At 72.3% G+C, this 14,674-nt stretch carries 13 protein-coding genes; 6 read left to right on the forward strand and 7 right to left on the reverse strand.

Features of this window, described 5'->3' with window-relative positions; translation table 11 throughout:
- Nucleotides 1–87: 87 nt before the first annotated feature.
- The 3 genes from AB0H86_RS04725 to AB0H86_RS04735 all read right to left on the reverse strand — a co-directional run bounded on the left by AB0H86_RS04725 (nucleotide 88) and on the right by AB0H86_RS04735 (nucleotide 3,934).
- Entirely contained in the window at nucleotides 88–1,950 is a 1,863-nt protein-coding gene (locus AB0H86_RS04725) for a VWA domain-containing protein (protein WP_362432932.1), read from the reverse strand.
- 222 nt (nucleotides 1,951–2,172) lie between these two features.
- A complete protein-coding gene (locus tag AB0H86_RS04730; protein ID WP_362432934.1) occupies nucleotides 2,173–3,129 on the reverse strand; it encodes an endonuclease/exonuclease/phosphatase family protein in 957 nt (318 codons plus the stop codon).
- Nucleotides 3,130–3,139: 10 nt separating this feature from the next.
- Complete coding sequence (locus AB0H86_RS04735) at nucleotides 3,140–3,934, reverse strand: alpha/beta hydrolase (protein WP_362432937.1); 795 nt, start codon at nucleotides 3,932–3,934, stop codon at nucleotides 3,140–3,142.
- An 89-nt stretch (nucleotides 3,935–4,023) separates the two neighbouring features.
- On the opposite strand from AB0H86_RS04735, the gene AB0H86_RS04740 reads away from it, so the two are divergent.
- A complete protein-coding gene (locus AB0H86_RS04740) occupies nucleotides 4,024–5,364 on the forward strand; it encodes a PLP-dependent aminotransferase family protein (protein ID WP_362432939.1) in 1,341 nt (446 codons plus the stop codon).
- Here AB0H86_RS04740 and AB0H86_RS04745 read toward each other — a convergent pair.
- Together AB0H86_RS04745 and AB0H86_RS04750 are read right to left on the reverse strand one after the other, a co-directional pair.
- Nucleotides 5,270–6,166, reverse strand: coding sequence for a hypothetical protein (locus AB0H86_RS04745; RefSeq protein WP_362432941.1), 897 nt, complete (start codon nucleotides 6,164–6,166; stop codon nucleotides 5,270–5,272). The genes AB0H86_RS04740 and AB0H86_RS04745 overlap by 95 nt on opposite strands.
- 398 nt (nucleotides 6,167–6,564) lie before the next feature.
- Nucleotides 6,565–6,975: a hypothetical protein gene (locus tag AB0H86_RS04750; protein ID WP_362432943.1), complete on the reverse strand. Its 411-nt coding sequence runs from the start codon at nucleotides 6,973–6,975 to the stop codon at nucleotides 6,565–6,567.
- 283 nt (nucleotides 6,976–7,258) lie between these two features.
- Here AB0H86_RS04750 and AB0H86_RS04755 point away from each other — a divergent pair, with 283 nt between their 5' ends.
- Both AB0H86_RS04755 and AB0H86_RS04760 read left to right on the forward strand, forming a co-directional pair.
- The gene (locus AB0H86_RS04755; protein ID WP_362432945.1) at nucleotides 7,259–8,743 is read left to right on the forward strand and encodes a hypothetical protein; all 1,485 of its coding nucleotides are present in this window, start codon (nucleotides 7,259–7,261) and stop codon (nucleotides 8,741–8,743) included.
- An 83-nt stretch (nucleotides 8,744–8,826) separates the two neighbouring features.
- A complete protein-coding gene (locus tag AB0H86_RS04760; RefSeq protein ID WP_362433681.1) occupies nucleotides 8,827–9,372 on the forward strand; it encodes a TerB family tellurite resistance protein in 546 nt (181 codons plus the stop codon).
- A gap of 61 nt (nucleotides 9,373–9,433) precedes the next feature.
- Here AB0H86_RS04760 and AB0H86_RS04765 read toward each other — a convergent pair whose 3' ends face one another.
- The gene (locus AB0H86_RS04765; RefSeq protein ID WP_362432947.1) at nucleotides 9,434–9,622 is read right to left on the reverse strand and encodes a hypothetical protein; all 189 of its coding nucleotides are present in this window, start codon (nucleotides 9,620–9,622) and stop codon (nucleotides 9,434–9,436) included.
- A 120-nt stretch (nucleotides 9,623–9,742) separates the two neighbouring features.
- On the opposite strand from AB0H86_RS04765, the gene AB0H86_RS04770 reads away from it, so the two are divergent.
- Nucleotides 9,743–11,086: a helix-turn-helix transcriptional regulator gene (locus tag AB0H86_RS04770; RefSeq protein WP_362432950.1), complete on the forward strand. Its 1,344-nt coding sequence runs from the start codon at nucleotides 9,743–9,745 to the stop codon at nucleotides 11,084–11,086.
- Between the two features lie 434 nt (nucleotides 11,087–11,520).
- Nucleotides 11,521–12,222 (forward strand): GAF and ANTAR domain-containing protein, encoded by a 702-nt coding sequence (locus tag AB0H86_RS04775; protein ID WP_362433684.1) that lies wholly within the window; start codon nucleotides 11,521–11,523, stop codon nucleotides 12,220–12,222.
- A 33-nt stretch (nucleotides 12,223–12,255) separates the two neighbouring features.
- Here AB0H86_RS04775 and AB0H86_RS04780 read toward each other — a convergent pair whose 3' ends face one another.
- Nucleotides 12,256–13,035: a hypothetical protein gene (locus tag AB0H86_RS04780; RefSeq protein ID WP_362432952.1), complete on the reverse strand. Its 780-nt coding sequence runs from the start codon at nucleotides 13,033–13,035 to the stop codon at nucleotides 12,256–12,258.
- Between the two features lie 373 nt (nucleotides 13,036–13,408).
- Here AB0H86_RS04780 and thrS point away from each other — a divergent pair, with 373 nt between their 5' ends.
- A complete protein-coding gene (gene thrS, locus AB0H86_RS04785) occupies nucleotides 13,409–14,629 on the forward strand; it encodes a threonine--tRNA ligase (RefSeq protein WP_362432955.1) in 1,221 nt (406 codons plus the stop codon).
- Nucleotides 14,630–14,674 lie beyond the last annotated feature (45 nt).

Here is a 14,674-nt window from a genome sequence, read left to right on the forward strand (position 1 = left end):
TCGTAGCCGACATGGGTCGGCCGCCCGCTTCCCGTTTTACGCAGTGGGAAGGGGCGGCCGTTCGTCGTCCGACGGGGTGGTGCCGGGTTACGGGCGCCAGGTCGCCAGTACGCCCTCGTAGAGCTCCTTGTCCGTGAGCTCGCGGGGGGTCGGGCCGGCGTGGAAGAAGGACGTGTTGTCGGTCTTCAGTTTCCGCAGGTAGTCGAACGCCTTGTTGTCGTGCTCACCGAAGGCGACGAAGGAGAAGAAGACGCCGGGATGGTTCGCCGCCGCGTCCGTGAGGGACTGGGTGGCGGGGGTCTTCGCGTCGGGGGCGCCGTCCGTCTGGAAGACGACCAGGGCGGGGGTGCCGGGGGCTTCCTTGTCGTGGTGGGCGAGGACTTCCGTGACCGCGACGTGGTAGCTGGTACGGCCCATGCGGCCGAGGCCCGCGTGCAACTCGTCGATCTTGTTGTCGTGGTCGGTGAGGGTCAGCTCGCCGGTGCCGTCCACTTCCGTGGAGAAGAACGTGACGTGGACCTTGGCGTCCGGGGCCGCGGGGTCGAGGTGGGCGGCGAGGGCGAGGGTCTGCTCGGCGAGGGCCTGGGCGGAGCCGTCCTTGTAGTACGCGCGCATGGACGCGGAGCGGTCGAGGACGAGGTAGACCTTCGCGGTGGTGCCGGTGAGGTTCTTGGCGGCGAGGGTGGTGGCGGCGGCGGTGTAGGCGGTGCGGAGGGTTACGGGGACGGTTGCGGGGGGTGCGGTGGCCTCGGCTTCGCCTTCGGCCGGTTCGTTCCCACCCGCACCACCCGTGACGGGTTCGTTCTCGGCTGCGGGTGGCCCCTGTGGGGCGTCCTCGCCGTCGGCGGCCGCGGCGGCCGGCTGGGGGGTCGGTTCCGATGCCGGTTCCGGTGCCGGGTCGGGGGTCGGGTCAGGGGTGTCCTCGGCCGTCGCTTCCGGCTCCGGCGTCGGTTCGATCACCGGCTCGGGCTCGGGGGTGACTTCCGCTACCGGCTCGGAGGCGGGGGCGGAGACGGTGTCCACCACGGGCTCCGGTTCCGGGGTGGCCTCCGCGGCGACCTCGGCGACGGGCTCCGCCGCTGCCTTCGGCTCGGGCTCGGGCTCCGGCTCGGGAGTGACTTCGGCGGCGGGCTCCGGCTCGGGAGCGGTCTCCGCCGCCGCGACCGGCTTCGGCTTGGGCTTCGGCTCCGCCTCGGCGACCGGCTTGACCGCCGGCTCTACCGCGACCGGCTTCTCGACCACCGGCTTCTCCGCCTGCGGTTCCTCGACGACCGGCTTCTCGACGACCGGCTTCTCGACCACCGGCTTCTCCGCCTGCGGTTCCTCGACGACCGGCTTCTCGACGACCGGCTTCTCGACCACCGGTTCCTCGACGACCGGTTCCTCAGCTACCGGCTTCTCGACGACCGGCTTCTCGACCACCGGTTCCTCGACGACCGGTTCCTCAGCTACCGGCTTCTCGACGACCGGTTCCTCGACCACCGGTTCCTCGACCACCGGCTTCTCGACCACGGCCTCCCCCGCCGGCTCGCCGTCGTCGCCCGCCGTCGACGGGTCCGTCGGAGCGTTCTGCTGGGGGACCGCGATGTTGTCGAAGGCGGCGGCGACCAGGTCGTGCTCCTCCTTCGCGGAGAGCGGGGACGTGCGGGGCTCCGGGACCTGTGCCGGCTTCGGCGCTGGTGCGGGAGCTGATGTCGGCGCCGTCGTGGCGGCCGTCGGCTGCGGCTCGGGGGCCGGTTCGGGGGTGGGTTCGGTCGCCGGGGAAGGTACCTTCGGCGCCGCTTCCTGTGAGGGAGTACGGTCCGTCTCCTCCGAGGGAGCCCGGTCCGCCCCCTGTGAAGGAATCAGCTCGGTTTCCTGCGAAGGAGTGGGTTCCACACCCTCTGCCTCGGCGGTACGCCCCTTGCGGGACCTGCCCAACGCATTCCGCAGGAGAGTGAGAATGCCCATGTGCGCAACCCTTCGCGTGAGTTGAAGCCGTCAATCCCTGGCCAGGACGGACACGTAAGGTTAGCGGCCCTTGTCGATGATCATTGGCAGGGGCGGCCCACACGGTGTCTGCCCCGTCAAGGCTCACATCCGGTCACCGTCAACCGGCCTGCAGCCAACCCGGATTCACCCCTAATTGATCGGCGGGCCCCGCTCCCACACCTTGCCGTCGTCCCATTCCCGTCATTCCCGCCCATGCAGCGTGATGTCGACGAGCAGGGCGCGGTGGTCGGTGTCGGCCAGGTGGAGGAAGCGGGCGTCGCGTGCGGAGAAGTCCTCGGAGACGAGGACGTGGTCGATCTGCGCGCCGAGTGTGGGCGCGGTGCGGGCGGGCCAGGTGGGGGTGCGGTCGGCTCCGGCGAGGCGGGCGGTGTCACGTAGGCCGGTGTCGAGGACGCTGCGGAAGGCCGCGTGGTCCTGGGAGGCGTTGAAGTCGCCGGCCAGGACGGTCGGGGTGTCCGCGCGGTCGGCGGCGAAGTCGCGCAGAGCGCCCAGCTCCCGCCGCCAGACGTCGAGCTGGCCGGGCAGCGGGGGCATGGGGTGCGCGAGTTGCAGCCGTACGGGGTGCCCGTCCACGTCGGCGAGGGCGCCGGGCATGCCCATGGTGCCGGGCACGCCGTCGGTGCCCTTCAGGAGGAAGCGGCTGAGGATGACGGAGCCCTCCGAACCGCCCGCCGCGACGGCCCGCCGGTACGGGTAGGCGGTGGCGAGGTCCCGCTTCAGCGTGGCGTCGCAGCTGTACTCGCACTCCTCCACGAACACGACGTCCGGGTGCTCACGGCGGACGGCGGTGACGAGGGGGGTGGTGGCCCGCCCGAACTCGACGTTCGAGGTGAGCACGCGGAGTGTGGCGAGCGGTGGCCCGTGGGGTTCGGTGCTCTTGCCGTACGGCTCGATGAACCAGGCCAGCGCTCCGAGGATCACGACCGCCCACACCACTCCGGTCCACCACCGGGCGAGCAGCGCGAGGGCCAGACCCAGTCCGGCGGGCGCGAGCAGCCAGGGGAGGAAGGCGAGGAGCTGGGGGACGGGGGTGATGCCGTCGGTGTCGGCGACCCGGCATCCGACGACCACGCTGACCCCGGCGAACAGCAGGGCGGCACTCCAGCCGCCGAGTCGCCGTCTCCGCTGGTCTTTCACCGTCCTGAGGCTACGAGGTGGCGTCCACCCGCGCCAGGAACTCCCCCAGCGCCTCGTTGAACTCCGCCGGCCGCTCCAGGTTCGGCAGGTGGGCGGCGCCCTCGATGACCCGGAGCGTGGAGTGGGGGAGGGCCGCGTGCATGTCCCGGGCGTCGGAGACCGGGGTGTAGTCGTCGTCGGCGCCCACCACGACCAGCGCGGGGACGGTGACCCGGGTCAGCAGCTCGCGGTGGTCGGCGCGTTCGGCGCGGGCGCGCAGGGCCGCCGCGGCGCCCTGTGGGGGCGTGGACGTCATCATGCGGTGGACGTGGGCCTTGACCTCGGCGTCGGCGTACGGGGCGACCATCTTGTCCAGGACCTCGTCGGCGTACCCCCGCATGCCCTCCTTGAGGAGCCGGTCCGCCATCGCGTCGCGGGCCCGCCTGCCGTCCGGGGTCTCCGCCGCCGGGAAGGTGTCCGCGAGGACCAGGCCGCGGACCCGGTCGCCGAACCGGCGGTAGCCGTCCATCGCGATCTGGCCGCCCATGGAGAGTCCGGCGAGGACGAAGGTCTCCACCTTGAGGTCGTCCAGCAGTTCCTCGATGTCCTGGGCGAACCGTGTGAAGCGGGTGACCGCGGGTGTGCGCGGGGAGGCGCCGTAGCCGCGCAGGTCGGGGGCGATCACCCGGCGGGTGGCGGAGAACTCCGCGATCTGCGGGGCCCACATCGTGTGGTCGAAGGGATGGCCGTGGACCAGAATCAGGGGGACACGGGAGGTATCGGTGCCTTTGTCATCGTATGCGAGGAACTCCTGGAAAGGGGGCATGTGAGCGACCTTATAGTGCCCCAACTCCTCGGTGCAATAAGATCTTTGCTCTCGGTGCAATCCAACGGCACGGCTCCACGGGGGACTTCGTGAACGACTACCGGCGTATCGCCGACCGGCTCGCCGACGACATCGCCGCCGGACGGCTCGCGCCCGGTGAACGGCTGCCACCGCAGCGGGTGTTCGCTCGTCGGCGCGGGATCGCCGGGTCCACGGCCGGGCGGGTGTACGGCGAACTCGTGCGCCGGGGACTGGTCGTCGGCGAGGTGGGGCGCGGGACGTTCGTGCGGGCGGCTCCGGCCGCGCCCACCGGCCGGGCGCTGACCGAGCCGATCGCGTCCGCTCCCGTCAACCTGGAGCTCAACTACCCGTCCGTGCCCGGCCAGTCGGAGCTGCTGGCCCCCACGCTCGCGTCCCTGCTGCGGCCCGACGTACTGACCGAGGCGCTCCGCCCGTCCGCCGCCACCGGCACCCGCGCCGCCCGGGAGGCGGCCGCCGGTGTCCTGGCCGGTCCCGGCTGGCGCCCCGCTCCCGACCAGTTCCTGTTCGCCGGCAACGCCCGCCAGGCCATCGCCGCCGCCCTCGCCTCCCTCGTCCGGCCGGGCGGCCGGGTCGGTGTCGAGGCGCTGACGTATCCCGTGGTCAAGGAGATCGCGGCCCGGCTCGGCGTCGTGCTGGTGCCGTTGGTCTCGGACGAGGAGGGGGTCCGCCCGGAGGCCGTCGCCGCCGCCCACCGCGCCACGCCCTTGTCCGCCCTCTACCTCCAGCCGACCCTGCACAACCCGACGTCCCTGACCACGAGCGACCAGCGCAAGCGCCAACTCGCGGACTCGATCGTCGAGTTGAACATCCCGGTCGTCGAGGACCGCATCTGGTCCTTCCTGGCCGATCCGGGCGCTCCGCTGGCCGTGCACGCGCCCGCCCTCACCCATGTCGTCGACGGTCTCTCCAAGCGGGTCGCGCCCGGGCTCACCGTCGGCTTCCTCGTCGTACCGCCGCACCGGGTGGACGCCGTGGCGGCCGCCGTGCGGTCCGGCGGCTGGAGCCCGGGGCGGTTCGCGCTGGAGGCGGCGGTGCGCTGGGCCGGGGACGGGACGGTGGCCCGGCTGGTCGCCGCGAAGCGGGCGGACGCGGCGCACCGGCAGCGGATCCTCGCCCGGGAGCTGCACGGGCACGGCTTTCGCGTACGGTCCGATCCGCGCGCGTACTACGCCTGGTGGGAGTTGCCGGCCCCGTGGCGCGCGGACACCTTCACGGCCGCCGCGGCGGCGCACGGGATCGCCGTCACCCCGGGGCCCGCCTTCGCGGTGGATCCCAGCCGCACCCCGGACGCGGTCAGGCTCGGACTCGCGTCGGCCGCCGAGCCGGATCTGGAGCGGGCCCTGCGGACCCTCGCCGACGTCGCGCGAGGGGGCCGTAGCGGCCGGTGAGCCAGCAGGTCAGGGCCACCATGAGACCGAGCGCGACCAGCAGCCAGGAGACCGTGCGCAAAGTGGCCGTCAGGGCGTCGTAGATCGCTCCGGCGGCCTGCTGGTGGGCCGGGTCGGGCAGGTCGGCGAGGGTGAGCCGGCGGCCGATCGCGACCGCGAGGGCGAGGAGCACGCCGCCGAGCGCGGTGCCGAGCGCGGTCGCGGTGACCGCGCGGCGGCGGCAGGCCGCGACGGCGATCCCGGTGACGGCGAGGGCGGCCGCTGTGACGGGCAGCCAGAAACTGGCGATGTCGAGCACGTCGTACCCCTTTCGGAGCCGGGCCAGATCCGCGGCCGGGAGCACCGCGACCTCGGTGTGCCGGACCGGGATGCGCTGGGCCAACGGCACGTGGTCGTGGGCCAGTTGCTCTTTCAGCTGCGCGGTGACGGGAGCGAGGTCGACGGTCACCGCGTGCTCGTCGCCGTCGCGCACCGCCCGCAGCACCGCGGCGTGGACGGCCCGGTTGCCCGCGTCCCAGACCGTGTGGAAGGCCTCGGTGCGGGTGAACGAGCGGACCGCGTCCTGCACGAAGGGGCGCAGCGACCGTTCCATGCGGACCTCGTGCGTGATTCCGGCGCCGACCTCGTCCGCGACGGCGTCCCGTACGGCCGGGTCGGTGGCGAGCGGCGCCATCGTGCTGACGTACCGGCCCGTGTCGGCCAGCCCGTACGTCGCCCAGGCCGCCAGCGCGCCGAAGGGCACGAGGAGGCAGGCCAGGGCGATCAGCACGGCCGACAGGGTGTTCCGGAGACGTGGGAGCACCCTTCCAGGCAAGACCCGGGGCACGGGGGCCGCGAGCGGGGTGACTGCATCCGGGCGCGGAGAGCGGACCGAACGGGTCGCCGATCTGCCGCGAGCCTTGGCGGAACTGGGGAGTCCGCTCTCCGGTGGAGGGTTCACCCGAACGGGTGTTTCCTGGTGTTGGGGAGGTGTGGGTGCGAAAGAGGCCGATTCCTGCGCACCACTCCGGCCCCGCGGACGTGGAGTGTCTTCGGAACCTCGTCGGCCGGCTGGGACCGGGTCCCGGTCGACCGGTGAGTGGAGGGATGAGGGAAACACGTGGGCCCCGGTCGACTCGCCGGGGTCCATGTGGTGTCGCCCCCGGGCCCACGTGGTGTCGCCCGGGGCCCATGTGGTGTCGCCGGGGCAGCGGATCCGGGTCAGCGGATGCGGTTGCCCTCCGCGTCCTCGCGTGTGTAGTAGCGGTAGAAGAACACGACGAAGATGGCCGCGGCGACCACCAGGCCAAGTACCGCGGAGCGCAGGACGCTGTCGTCGCTCTGGCTGTAGAGGAAGCCGACGGACGCGCCGGCGAAGGCGGACTTGACGCCCGAGTGCAGTTCGCGTTTCAGCAGGGGGGCCAGGGTCGCCACGGCGATGCACAGCACGATGAACGCGAGTGCGGTGACGAAGCCGAACAGGATGTTCCAGCCGGTGATGGGGCCGCCGCCGCGTCGGTTGGCCGCGGCCCAGTAGCCGTAGACAAGTCCGAGGACCACCGGGATGGCGAATCTCGCGATCCGGTGGAACCGCTCGTCGAAGACGTCGGGCGTGTGAATCGGCCTGGTCATCCGGTTCGTCGCGCGTGTTCTGCGGGTACTGGGTGTGTCGCGCGTGCCGCCGGGCGTGGGTGCCGCATGAGCCATGAGAGGACTCCTCTCTCCTCGCCCTTCCAGAGCACACCTGGAGACAGGCGCCGGCAAGTCGGCCGGAGCGGCTTCTTTTCGGGGAACGGGGAGTTTCCTCGCGCGGACGCTCCCTCGGAAGGGACGTTTGCAGTCCTGAGGTCCTCCTTTGCAGCCGCAGCGGTTACGGTGCTGAGGTACGTGATCGACGGGGGATGGGGAGGGACCGATGCCGGGGACCGTGCTGCTGCTCGCCGCCGCACCGGTGGGCAAGGGCTGTCTGGTGGACGCGGCGTCCGTGCTTCCCGTCCTCGCGGCCGTGTCGCCCGCGGTGCTGTCGGGGACCGACACGGCGAACGTCGTCGAGCTCGCCGACCCGCTGGAGCCGCAGGCCGTCCTCACCCGCTTGCGGGCCGCCGCGACCGCGCCCGGACCGCTGACCGTGTTCGTCACCGGCCAGCTCCTGCTCGACCGCCGTCAGCACCTGCCCCACCTGGCGCTGGCCCGCACCACCACGTCCACCGCCCGCTACACCGCCTTCCCCTGGCACTGGATCCGCGAGGAACTGCGGCTGCGTGCGCCCGGGTCGACGGCCCTGTTCCTCGATCTGCACGCGGACGCGGAGACCTGGGCGTGGCTGCGGGCCAATCCGCTGGACTGCGGCAGGGGCGTCGCGGTGTACGGGCGGATAGCGCCGCCGCCGTCACGGCGGACGGTGGCGGTGCCGGCGTACATGAAGGCGATCGCGACGATTTTGCGCAGCGGGTGGCGGCCTGATCTCACGGAGTTGCATCAACAGGCGTTGGGGCGGTTGGGGAGTGAGGCGTACGGGGACATCGTGCTGACGGTGCCGGGTCTTGCGGTGCGCGGGGTTGCGGTGCCCGTTCCTCCTGCGGTGCCTGGCGTTGTGGTGCCCGTCTCTGGGGGCTCCGCCCCCAGACCCCCGTATCGGCCTGAACGGCCTCGTCCTCAAACGCCGGACGGGCTGAAAATGGCTGACCGGCGTTCGGAAGGTGGCGACGGGCTGACGGCACTCGACCGGCACCCGGAAAGTGACCACGGGCTGAAAGCAGCGGACCGGCGCCCGGAAAGTGGCGACGGGCTGAAAGCAGCGGACCGGCGCCCGGAAAGTGGCGACGGGCTGAAGGCAGTCGACCGGCACCCGGAAAGTGGCGACGGGCTGAAAGCAGTCGACCGGCGTTCGGAGGGTGTCGACGGGCTGAAAGCAGCGGACCGGCGCCCGGACGGTTTCGACGGGCTGAATGCACTCGACCGGCGCCCGGAAATTGACGACGATCCGCACACCTACATCACCGCCGCCGTTCAGACCGGTCGGCACGGTGATGCCGATGCTCTTGCCGCTGAGCATGAGCAGGCTGCCGTACGTGCGCATGGGCCCGGGTCCGAGCAGGCCCTGCACTGGGCTGAGGTGCGGGCGGACCTGGCGATGTTCGCTGGGGATCCGGTGCGTAGTTGCCGTACCTGGCTGGCGGTGGCCGAGGCTCGGCTGACCGCCGGGCAGACGCCGGACTCGCCCGCCGTGGAGGCGGCCGTCGACCGGGCGCACCACCAGTGGAGCCAGATCCGTGACCTGGCGCTCGCTCGTGAACTCGGCTCCGGGCTCGCGGAGTTGCGGGGCAGGGTGCCCGGGCGACGGCAGGGCGCCCTGGAGAACATCCACCGACAGCTGCGGCAGCTGCAGACACAGAGTTAGCGTCCCGTGGCACTTGGTGGAACCTTTACTTTGGGGTGGCCGTTGGTCGGGTGATGGCTCCGACTACTACCGAGGTGACGGCATTGCCGCTGTGGGACAAGCTCAAGGACCAGGCCAAGACGATGCAGCAGTCCCAGAGCGGGCGCGGCCCGACCGGTGGGCGCGGCGGCACCGGGTCCGGTGGTGGTTCGCGGGCCCAGTTGGTCGGTGTCCTGAAGACACAGCTCGGCACTCTCAAGACCGAGCTGAAGAGCGGTGCCTACCGGGACGCGAGCATGGCGATGTGCGCACTGGTCGCGGCCGCCGACGGGCACGTGGACGCGACCGAGCAGCAGCAGGTGGAGTCGCTGATCCTCAGCAACGAGGTGTTGCAGAACTTCCCGCCGGAGCAGCTGCGGCAGCGCTTCCACAAGCACGTCAGCCAGCTCACCAGGGACTTCCAGCAGGGCAGGGCCGAGGCGTTGCAGGAGATCGCCAAGGCCGCCAAGAAGCCGACCGAGGCACGCGCGGTGATCCAGACCGGCATCGTCATCGCCGGTGCCGACGGCCACCTCTCCCAGGCCGAGCAGACGGTCCTCAGGGAGGCCTGCGCGGCACTGGGGGTGTCTCCGGCGGAGTTCCAGCTCTGAGTCGCGCCACGGCCGTCGAGGTCCGGCAGCGGGCCCGGAAGGGGACCCGGCAGGCCAGGGCTTACGACCGCTGACTCCCCGAACCGGCGGCGGGGCCCATGGCATGGACGGCATGCTGTCCCTGGACCTGCGTCGGCTCCGCCGCCCTCGCCGGGCCCGCGTTCGCCGCCAGGACCAGGGCGGCGACCGCGATCACGGCGGCAGCCAGACCTCGGGTGTAACGCTCGGTGGTGCTGGGGCGTTCAAGCACGGCGACCTCGCAGCGACGACAGCTCGGAACAGCTCAGCGACAGCTTAAGCACGCTTAATACGCCGTTTAACCTAGGGGCTGTCAGAGTCGAACGGCAAGAGGCACAAGGGGAGTTGGGCGATGTCGGACCGCGACGACCCGGTGACGATCGGGCGCAGAGTGCAGTTACTGCGCGTGGAACGCGGGCTGACCCAGAAACAGTTGGCCGAGCCCGCCTACACCCCGGCGTACATCTCCACCCTGGAGGCCGGCCGGGTCCGCCCCTCCGACGACGCGCTCCGGCATCTCTCCGACCGGCTCGGCGTCGGTTTCGAGGAGCTGGCGACCGGGCGGCCGGCCCGGCTCGTCATCGATCTGCGGCTCAGGCTCACCGAGGCCCAGCGCACCCTCGCCACCGGAGAGGCCGAGGCGGCCGCCGAGCAGTACGCCCTCCTGCTCGCCGAGGCCGAGTCGTTCGACCTCGGGGAGGTGCGCGCGGCGGCCCTGCTCGGGCTCGGCGAATGCTCCCTGGAGACCGGCGAGTTGGAGGAGGGGCGCCGCTACTTCGAGCGGGCCGGGGAGGCGTTCGGGGACGTCCCGCTACCGGTCCGCGTCCCGGCCCTGCGCGGACGGGCCGTATCGCACTACCTGGCGGGTGAACTCCGGTACTCCGTCTACCTGCTGGAGTCCACGATCGACGAGCTCAACCGCGCCGGCCTGCACGACCCGGACGCCCTGCTCCTCCTCTACGCCAGCGTCATCGGCCCCTACATGGACATGGGCGCGCACGCCCGCGCCGCCCAGGCCGCCGAGTTCGCCCTCGCTCTCGCCCCGCAGTCCGGTGACCCGGCCCTGGTCGCCCGCATGCACCGCTCCGTCGCCCGCACCCTCATCGCCGAGGGCCGGGTCGCAGAGGCCGACGCCTCACTGGCCAAGGCCGCCGAGCTGTACCGGCAGCTGCAACTGCGCACCGAGCTGGCCAACTGCCACTGGATGCGCGGGTACGTGTATGCGCAGAACGGCCAACTGGAGCGCGCCGAGGACGAGTTGAGGCAGGCCCTCACCATGCTCACGGCCCGCCGCGCCGCCCTCTACTCCAGCCAGGCCGCCGTCGAGCTCGCCGACGTACTCCACCGGCGCGGCAAGTCCGAGGAGGCCGCGGTCCTGCTGCACGACGTGCTCAGCGACCTCAGCCCCGAACGCGGCGCACTGCACTCCGCCGCCGCCCACCGCCTCCTCGGCATCATCGCCGAGGACGCCCGGGACACCGAGTCCGCCGAGGAGCACTACGTCCGTGCGCTCAGCCTGCTGGAACGCGCGGGCGCCGCCGGTGACCTGGCCGACCTGTGCCGGCTGCTGGGCGACCTGCTGCGTCGTACGGGACGCGTGGAGGCGGCGCTGGACGCCTACCGGACGGGACTGGGGCACCGTACGGCCCCCGGGACGACCACCCTGGGGCCCGCCCCCGCACAGCCTTCGCTGTGACCTGACCTGACCTGACGAGCTGGCGACGGGCTCGTACGAGCAGCGGTGACAGGGCGTGCACGGCGCCCTGCCTCCGGCGCCCCGCTTCCGGCGCCCCGCTTCCGGCGTTCGCGGTGCGTTTCGACCCTCGGACGGCGGGTAGTCGGGCGGCGCCCCGCGCGGGCGCCACGAATCTTGACCCTGCTTCGGATGCTCCCGCCGTGGGAGGCCATGGACGATGATGGCCGCGCTGATCGAAGGAGGCGGTGGACGTGCGGCCGAGGGACCCCGGTGGCGACGACTCCGGTCCGCATGGCGCGTCGAACAGCGGCGATCCACGCCAGAACGGCCGCGACGACCCTCGCGAGCAGAGACGAGAGCGGGAACGGGAGCGGGAACGCGACCAGGCACGCGACCAGGCACGCGACCAGGCACAGGCGCGGGAACGAGAGCACGTGCGGGCGGTCGACGTGATCGCGGAGGGCGTGCGGGGCGCGGTGCCCGTGGAGATTCCCGGACGGCTGTGCACGGTGGCGGTCGAGCTGTTGCCGGTGATCGGCGCGAGCGTGTCGCTGCGCAGTGACGGCATGCCCGTCCAGCTGGGCGCGAGCAGCGACCAGGCCTCCCACCTGTCGGAGGTCCAGGCCACCCTGGGCGAGGGGCCCTGCACGTACGCGGCCGAGATCGGCGCCCCGGTGCTCGCCTCCGACCTCACGAGCGGGCGGGACGCACGGCGCTGGCCGGTCTTCGCCCAACAGGCGACAGCCGCCGGGGTACAGGCCGTGTACTCGCTTCCCCTCGGAAACGACGCCGTGTGCGTGGGCACGATCGACCTCTACCGCCGCGCCCCCGGCGGGCTCACCGCCGAGGAAGTGCGCACCGCGCAACTCGTGGCCGATGTCATGACGGCGGCCCTGATGGCGCTGCCCCGGGGGGAGGAGAACGGCTATGGAGGAGAAGAGCCCTGGTTGAGCGGCCTGGCCACCGATCACGACGAGATCTACCAGGCCATCGGCATGATCATGGTGCAGCTCGGTGTCGCCTCGGACGAGGCGCTGGCCCGGTTGCGCGCCCACGCCTTCGCGAACAACCGCACCGCCCTGGAGCTGGCGCACGACGTGGTCTCGCACAAGGAGAGATTCGACCGCGAGCCGTGACTGAGGACGCTCCCGCACGGCGACGTGCCTGGATCAGATCTGTGCCCGGCCGCGCTTGCGGACATCCGCCAGGCGCTGCGCCCCCAGCTGTACGGCAGCCTGTGTGACGTCGGGCGAGACATCGCCGAGGCCGCCGTGGGTGAGCCCGATCGCGTCGTCGCCGACCCGGACGACGGCGACGTCCAGGGTGAGCAGGACCGGTTCGTCGTTCAGCGTCGCACCCGACAGGGTGATCCGCAGCCCCTGCCGCGCGTCCCCCACCTCCGGCAGGCCCGCGTCGGTGACCTGGACGTCCTGCACGGTGCCGCCGTCCGTGGTCACCGTGAACTCGGCGCACCTCTCCGGGAGGGTCTTCAGCCAGGCCAGGGTGCGGTTCACGTCGGCCGGGCTCTGGGTGACGACCTGGTAGCGCAGCTGGGACCCGTTCCAGACGTCGTCGAGGCCGATCACGGCACGGGCGCGGGTGTTCGCGCCGAACAGATCCTCCGCGTACAGGGTGTCGACCAGGCGCCGGCAGTCGGGCTGCTGGGCCGTCGCCTTCAGCAGCCCGTCGTGCCAGGTGGCCACGCCCTGCGTGGGCGCCCACGGTTCCCCCAGGTCGGCCGCCGTGACGAGGGCGGCCTGCGCCTGCGCCTGGGTGAGCGCGGGGGCGCCTCCCGGCGATGCCGTGGGCGTGGTGGTCGTAGGGGCGAAGTCGGGCTTCTCGGCGGTGGGCGGGGTGCTGAGGGCGGAGCAGGAGGCGGTGCCGAGGAGGGCGCCCAGGGCGAGAGCGGAGGAGGCGAGGGCGAGGGCGCGGGCCGGGGACGGGGTCATCGGGGTGCCTCCTTGGGGCATCCAAGATCGAGTACGCCCTCTTACGGCACCACCACCACCGACGCTCCACCAGCGAGCCGGTCCGTCCGGGTGAGGGGACGGCCACCGACACGTGCCGCCGGCGTCGGCGCTGACGTGTGGCCGGGCCTGCTGACGCCGACACATGGCCCGGGAAATTCCGTCGCCCCGCCCGCCGCCCCGTTGCTACCGTCCCCCCATGCAGCGCGCCCACGCAGTACGCCCGTCTTCCACGACGACGCCGGAGAATGTCCCGGCGCGCTGATCGTTGAGTCAGTTTCCGAGCCCCGGGGCGAGTGCCCCGGGGCTTTGTCGTGCGGGGGCTCGGGCCGGGCGACCGTGAGGAGAGCCCACCGTGTACGACCACCGACGACTCGGCCGTGATCTCGACCTGTTCGACACCGACCCGCTGATGGGCGCGGGGCTGCCGTACTGGCTGCCCGACGGGGCCGTCGTACGGCACGCCCTGGAGGAGTACGTCCGGGAGGCCGAGCGAGCGGCCGGGTACCGGCACGTGTACTCGCCCGTCCTCGGCAAGCGGGAGCTGTACGAGATCTCGGGCCACTGGTCCCACTACAGCGACGACATGTTCCCGCCGATGGAACTGGGCGCGGAGGAGGTCGTGCTCCGGCCCAGCCTCTGTCCCCACCACGCGCTCATCTACCGCTCCCGCTCCCACAGCTACCGCGAACTGCCCCTGCGGATGGCCGAGTTGGGCGGCATGTACCGCTCCGAGCCCTCCGGAGTGCTCGGCGGCCTGACCCGCGTGCGGTCCATCCAGCTCAACGACGCCCACATCTTCTGCACCCTGGACCAGGCCGCCGTGGAGGCCGGGGCCGCCCTGGAGCTGATCGGGCGGGCCTACGCCGACCTCGGTATCCGCGCCTCCCGCCACCGGCTCTCCCTCCCCGGCGAGGGCGGCAAGTACGTCGCCGACCCGCGACTGTGGCGGCGGGCCACCGCCTTGCTGAGGGAGGTGCTCGACGCCTCCGGCGTGGAGTACGACGCCGTCGAGGGCGAGGCCGCCTTCTACGGCCCCAAGATCGACGTGCAGATCACCGATCCCGTCGGCCGCGAGTCCACCCTCTCCACCGTCCAGATCGACTTCCACCAGCCCGAACGCTTCGACCTGCACTACATCGGCGCCGACGGGGCCAAACACCGGCCCGTCATGGTGCACCGCAGCATCATCGGCAGCGTGGAACGGGCGGTCGCGCACCTCATCGAGCAACACGGCGGCGCGTTCCCGGCCTGGCTGGCCCCCGTGCAGCTGGCGGTGCTGCCGGTGGCCGAGGCACAGCAGGAGCAGGCCCACGAGGTCGTACGGCAGGCCCTGGCCCGGGGATTGCGCGCGGAACTCCACGGCCCCGGCGAGGGCACCCTCGGCGCCCGGATCCGCGCGGCGCGGCTCGTGCCGTACCAGGCGGTGGTCGGGCAACGGGAGGCCGACGACGGGCTGGTGGCCGTACGGCTGAGGGACGGCAGGCGCCCCGGGGCGGTACCCGTCGGGGAGTTGCTGGACCGGATCGCGGCCCGCGTCGGTGCTCGCGGCGCGGAACTGTGGGCGGCTGCGTAGATCGAGCGCCGTAGGTCGACCGCCGCAGATCGACCACGGTGGGTC

The sequence above is a fragment of the Streptomyces sp. NPDC050997 genome, from assembly GCF_040660135.1.
In the GTDB taxonomy this organism is placed as follows: Bacteria; Actinomycetota; Actinomycetes; order Streptomycetales; family Streptomycetaceae; genus Streptomyces.

Coding starts and splice junctions, on each gene's coding strand:
- AB0H86_RS04725 (WP_362432932.1), bottom strand. CDS start 1,950: ATGGGCATTCTCACTCTCCTGCGGAATGCGTTGGGCAGGTCCCGCAAG.
- AB0H86_RS04735 (WP_362432937.1), bottom strand. CDS start 3,934: ATGCCCCCTTTCCAGGAGTTCCTCGCATACGATGACAAAGGCACCGAT.
- AB0H86_RS04750 (WP_362432943.1), bottom strand. CDS start 6,975: ATGACCAGGCCGATTCACACGCCCGACGTCTTCGACGAGCGGTTCCAC.
- AB0H86_RS04755 (WP_362432945.1), top strand. CDS start 7,259: ATGCCGGGGACCGTGCTGCTGCTCGCCGCCGCACCGGTGGGCAAGGGC.
- AB0H86_RS04770 (WP_362432950.1), top strand. CDS start 9,743: ATGTCGGACCGCGACGACCCGGTGACGATCGGGCGCAGAGTGCAGTTA.
- AB0H86_RS04780 (WP_362432952.1), bottom strand. CDS start 13,035: ATGACCCCGTCCCCGGCCCGCGCCCTCGCCCTCGCCTCCTCCGCTCTC.